3 protein-coding genes and 1 pseudogene are annotated in these 5,917 nt (G+C 44.0%); all 4 read right to left on the bottom strand.

Annotation, left to right across the window (positions count from 1 at the left end; genetic code table 11):
- Positions 1-120 precede the first annotated feature (120 nt).
- The 4 genes and pseudogenes from IH597_12545 to IH597_12530 all read right to left on the bottom strand — a co-directional run bounded on the left by IH597_12545 (position 121) and on the right by IH597_12530 (position 5,139).
- A pseudogene (locus tag IH597_12545) lies at positions 121-288 on the bottom strand (tyrosine-type recombinase/integrase).
- Positions 288-839: a hypothetical protein gene (locus IH597_12540; GenBank protein MBE0663279.1), complete on the bottom strand. Its 552-nt coding sequence runs from the start codon at positions 837-839 to the stop codon at positions 288-290. Before IH597_12540 ends, IH597_12545 begins: the two are co-directional and overlap by 1 nt.
- Positions 840-1,018: 179 nt before the next feature.
- Complete coding sequence (locus IH597_12535; protein ID MBE0663278.1) at positions 1,019-3,736, bottom strand: fibrobacter succinogenes major paralogous domain-containing protein; 2,718 nt, start codon at positions 3,734-3,736, stop codon at positions 1,019-1,021.
- 98 nt (positions 3,737-3,834) lie between these two features.
- A complete protein-coding gene (locus tag IH597_12530; GenBank protein ID MBE0663277.1) occupies positions 3,835-5,139 on the bottom strand; it encodes a T9SS type A sorting domain-containing protein in 1,305 nt (434 codons plus the stop codon).
- Between the last annotated feature and the right edge of the window lie 778 nt (positions 5,140-5,917).

The following is a 5,917-nucleotide window of genomic DNA, read 5'->3' as shown; positions in this document are numbered from 1 at the left end:
GTTGTTTCGTAAATTTCGGAAAATCGCTCTTCACTAATGGGTAAATTGATTAAATGTTTAGGGATTCAGAAGGTTACAGTGAGGCTTGTAATATGCTTTTTTATTTTGGTCGGGCAGAGATCAGTTAAAAACATCCATTGCATTATCAAGTTCTTCGTTTACGATTTTTGCATATACCTGGGTGGTTTTGATGGAGGCGTGGCCCATGAGCTTTGAAACGTACTCGATGCGCATGCCTTTGCGCAGTGCCCGGGTTGCCCAGGTGTGGCGGGAGGTGTATTAATTCATTAAAAAGAATATCCGATGCCGAGTTTGATCCAGGGTTCAAATACAAGGCCTTCATCTTCGTCGTTGTAAAGTACCGGAGCCAGGCCGATACTGAAGAACATTGACCTTTTTTGGAAGTTTTCAAACCTGTAGCTTATTGATGGAGAAAATCTCCTGTAAAAGTATTTCTCATCCTCTATATCATTGATTGTTACGCCAACCGCGAAGTTTAAACCGGTTTCCAGGTGGTGTTTTTTCCCAAGGAGATAATATACACCAAAAGGAAGGATGAAAGTGCCTGTAGCGGGTTCATCATTTACCGTGTAGGGCAGGTAGGAAAACCCTATCCTGCCCAGCATTTTATTGCTTTCATTGCCCCACACCATGCGTTCGTAGTTGAGCGATCCGATACCGGTAAGCGCGCCTATTTCCAGGGAAATGTGGTTTTTGTATATGCGGGATAAGCCCGTTTCATTTTGACCGGATACAATAGCTTGAATGCCAAGCATTAAAACCATTACCAGCGCAAATCTGATGGTTTGAAAAACAACTGTTTTGATTTTTGTTTTCATGTTGATGCTTTTTTTGATTAGATTACTTTTATAACTTCTTTGGTAGTCATCGTTTCATACACAAATATTATGATACTGATTTGTTGAAAAAAATTTCACAAGAGGTTTACCCCTGTACCCCAAAGTAATCAATTATTCAAATTTATCCTGAAGAATAGCATGGCTTGTGTTCGACAAGGTTAATCATCATTCTTGACGCAACGGACGCTGTACCCGAGCAGCTTAGTGGCGGCAACCCGATACACTACGCCGCCGCCGTGGTTCATGCGCTGAGCCCAAGCTGTCGAAGATGAACCCTCGGTGGAACTCCACCAGTAACCATAAATTGTAAAATCGTAGAAACTGCCATTATCGTACTTGCCGCCCGGAAGCGCAGAAAATCCACTTTCGTTGGTTGCACCAGTATTGGGTGTATACCAAAAAGGGTGACCATCAGGATTATTATAGGTATAATGTCCCACTTGTAATTTTTCACCTGTTCGGGTGCTTTTCAGTTTACTGCCGGCAACATAGATACCGCCCATGCAATTAACAAGTTGCTGCCATTCTGCATCGCTTGGCAAATGCCAACCGGACGGGCATATCCCCTGCACACCGCTGGGGTTGGAGTTGCTGCTGCTTTCCCCGTTCATTATTGTAGCCCAGTCATACAACCTGCCATATTCTGTGTGTTCTTGCCATTCATATTGTAAACAGCTTCCAAAATTTCCTTGATCAAGCGACCAATCTACGCAATATTTTTGTTGTGGCCACCAGTTATTTCCCATATCAACATCAAGGTTAAAGGTCATCCATATCTTCCCGCACAATTTGGTAGTATCGGCATAAGCAATAATTTCAAGGGGCGAGTTTTTGATGTGGTTGCTGTCGCAATCCAGTACATGGGCAAGCAAAATGCTTTCCGGATAATTGCCGGGGGTCCAGATCGTGTTCGCTATGCCATTGGCATCGGCATATACAACCAGTATGCTGTCAGGCGGGTTGTCGCCCACGCTGCATGTGCTTTGAGGAGTAAAAACCACCTTTGCTCCGGGCAAGGAAATACCCATGTTGCTGTGCACTTTTACCTGAACAGGTATTTGCCGCTCCTGAGGACGAGCACCCGGTTTATAAGTTTGTTGGTCTCCCATGGTAATTTCCAGACTATCAGGGAAATTATACTTAAGTGTATCGGTGCCCAGTAAAGTGTAAAAGTCAATAAATTCTTTACCAAAGACGCTGCCTTTGACCCCCAGTTTTCCTAGGCCCCAAATATCATTTTTGACAGCCCAACCGAAGGGAGGTGGCGGTAAAGATGTGCAGAGTAGTAATTCCTGGTTAAGCTTAATATCAAGATAAGGCCCCAGTATTTTATAAATATTAAATGATAGTTCAGGGCCTATTTCAAAGGTTTGCTTCAGGCCTCCGGTAATCTCATAGGAGTTTTCTATATCTGTCTCGCTCGAAAAATCATTCGTTATGCCCCAACTGCCATTACTGTATTCAATGTAATTAGAGGTGGTATTTGTTTGCTGGAAAGAAGGGGTTGCGTTCATCATAATTCCTGCTTCAGCGCCTGCCTTACCTTTCAGTGCAAACTCAATATCCAGGAGTACAGGCACGGCGCCAACAATCACCAGGTAATATAGAGTGTGTTCGTAAATCGTAAATTCCTTGTCCAGTAATGAAACTGTTGCATTAATATCCACACTCAGGCTTACTGATAATTCTTCCCTTGAATTGCTTGTGCCGAGTTTGAAATAATTAATATTACCAAGCCAACCACTTTTTCTGTCTACAACCAGGTTGGGCCTGTATGAATAATTTCCTTCGAGAACGATTGTAACCCCCATTGTATCAACAATTTCAACAGACTCAAAATTGAAATTAACCAATGCCGATCCACTTTTGCTTGTGCTGCGGTTCATGGTTACCCCCTTGGGCATAGAGGCTTTTTCGCCAATCAGGTAGTAATGAATCTCAGCATTTCTATACTTTTGGTTGCCTTTAAGTTCCTGCCGTGTAGGCATCCGGGTCAGGCGGTTGTAGCCTCCGTTCTTTGCAGCACTTAGTGTAGTGTCGAGGCTAAAAAACTCGCCAAAATTATAGGCGCCATATTCGGTAATGTCATCGAGGGCGGCCTGGGTAGTTTGCATGGTATGTATGGTATCGTTACCGGCAGTATTAATTGATACTGACTGAACCATACGCAAAAAACCACCAAGCTGAATTCCTACGAGCACGGTGGAGTCGGCAACCGCCGGCACAGGTGAACTGAAGCGGATAATATACTCTCCATCAGCAAGTTGCTCATTTGTGCTCAGGATGATATCGGTTGTATCTACCACTACAAAATTATCGAAATACTGATTGGTTACAAACTCTACTTCAAGGGTATCGCTGCTGCTGCCGCAGACGTTGCCAAGGGTCCACACCAGGATGTATGATTGGTTTTCCTGGCCTTGCAATTGCGCTGAAGGGCTTGCGGGATCAGATAGTGATGCGCCGGTTCCGGCAATAATGGCCCATTGCCCGGTTTCGCCCTCCTCCTGATTGGCTGCCAGCCATGCCTGGGTTCCGGTTACAATGCGATCGAGGCCGGCATTGGCCTTAGGAGGCACACGTACCAGGCTGATTTGCGAGAACTCGGGCGGGCAGTCCTGAAATTTTGCCACACAACGGTAATACATCGTTTCCGCAGGTAAAAATGTATACACTGTATCTAAGGCACCAGTAATGGTTTGCCATGTTTCCATGTCAACAGATTTTTCCCATCGCATGTCACCATACTGATAATTCCCTGCCATGAGGGTAATGGTATCAGCGCCGCATACTTCAATTATTTGTGAACTGGCTGCCCGGGCAACCCCAAGCAATAATATTAAAGAGATTAAATAACTGTAGATTATCGTTTTCATATGCTTTGATTTTATTACTATTTGTTTCTTTTGTGCCTTAACCGGCGCTGCGTACCTGTTTATATTGGCGCAGCCTTGCGGCTATCATGTTTATGTTATTATTGTTTGATTAATTTTTCTATTCCAATTTGAGCGCCATGCACCAAACGCACCAGATAAACACCAGGTTTACAACTTCTTAAACTCATTTCGTGCTTCTGGCCGGGTGGCAATTCCTGGCTGAGGGCCAGTTCGCCACGTATGTTGAAGATCTCAATACGGAGGATGTCGTGATTCTCCCGGCTATTGAGTTCTACGGTGAAGGCATCCGTGGCAGGATTGGGGTACAGCTTAAAGAAGGAAGCGGGTTTTTCCGGGTCAGCGGTTCCCTTTATGATTGTATCTTCTGGTTCAGCCTCTGCTTCAACAGGATCATTGACAACCAGGAAATGATTTTCCATTTCTCCGCAGAACGGACCACCAGGTGCAATGTATGCATGAAGATACCCACCGGATTCAACCTGCGTTCCGTATTGCATTACAATTTTTTCACCGGCAATCAGGGTTACGGCTCCTCCATTTAAAACAATGAAATGGCCTCCGTCGCCGGCAGTGTGTATGGTTTGCGTAGCATCGAGGCACAGGATTTCATCAGGTTGCACCATCAAGTTGGTATAATGCTTATCGGGCTGAATACAGAATGGGCCGCCGGGTGCAATGTAAGCATGCATATGGCCGCCATGGAAAACCTTTGTGCCAGGAAGCATTACGATTTTTTCGCCGGCAATCAGTGTTGCGGCGCCACCGTTTTCAACAATGAAATGGCCTCCATTGCCGGCAGTGTAAATGGTTTGGGTTGCATTAAAGCATTGTGTATCGTTTGGCTGAACCAAATGATCGTCAAGTTCAGAAACTGCCGGTATGGATGTTCCTTCCACCTGAAAATATGCAATAAGGCTTCGGTGGTTTACAGCAGGGAATGAATAAGCAGCACCGGCAGGCTCGCTTGCACCCATCACTATATTGTCATCTTCTTTCCAATGCTGAAATTCATACCCGTTTGCCGGTGTAGCGAGAAGATTTACGGTTTGAAAATGCTCATATTCGCCTCCTCCGCTGACAGCGCCCCATTCTGGCGGACTGGCGGCAACTTCGATGGTGTAAAAAGTACTATCGGCACAGGGATTGGGCAATATCAAGGTAATTACCTGCGAACCCCTGCCCGACATTCCTGTCGTTCTGTCCTTTGCATCCGTTGCCACATGCCGGACAGTGCATTGTTTACCAGGCAAAGAGTTCTCCAATGCTACCCCCTGGCGAGGATTGCTGCCTGATCCATCGCCTGCGGGGGGCGGGATTGCTGTTTGCGCTATACTCAAGGCAGTTAGCAGCCATGTGGTCGTTAACAGTAATAATGTTTTCATACGCAATCGGTTTTTTTCTGAAACATGTGGGTTTGTGGGTAAAAATCTGAAAACTAAAAATACTTTTTCGGAGGTTTGGGATATTTCGCATTCTGACAGCGCACAGGGGGGCAGCATTTTTGGTATAAGCTAAAGATTTGGAAAAGCACAACCCCACAAAGCAAAATGATTTTGCTTCAGAGAAGGGTAGCACGAAAAGGATTGTCCGCAATATGGCAACCCCGATTTTCATCTGAATCATACAGATAATAATCAATAAATGAATGGACTATGGCTGAAAGGCAGTCGAACAAGACATACAGAAATCCGAACGTAAAGCCAATGTTCAGGCTGTATTTCGCTGTGTAAAGCTAAATTTAAAAAGAATAGGAAAATCACTTGTTTTATGACTAAACCTGCCAAGGAAAGAGACCAAATCTTCTTATTCACGGCAAAGAAATATGTAATGCTTTGACTTTCAATAAAATTCAGAACTCAAATTGGTGTTTAGAGTCTATTAAATTCATGATTTATTTTTTTGAGAAAATGAAATTTAGAATGATTTTAAATAAAAGTGGTGGTCGTTTGTGGCATCTATTAAAAATTTGGTGAGGAATGAATTATTTTTACTTGGATAAAAATACCGGCTCCTGCTGCAGTTGTTTCGTAAATTTCGGAAAATCGCTCTTCACTAATGGGTAAATTGATTAAATGTTTAGGGATTCAGAAGGTTACAGTGAGGCTTGTAATATGCTTTTTTATTTTGGTCGGGCAGAGATCAGTTAAAAACATCCATTGC

It is taken from the genome of Bacteroidales bacterium (assembly GCA_014860575.1).
Classification (GTDB): Bacteria; Bacteroidota; Bacteroidia; order Bacteroidales; family JAAYJT01; genus JAAYJT01.
This window is presented reverse-complemented; position numbering and strand designations above follow the sequence as displayed.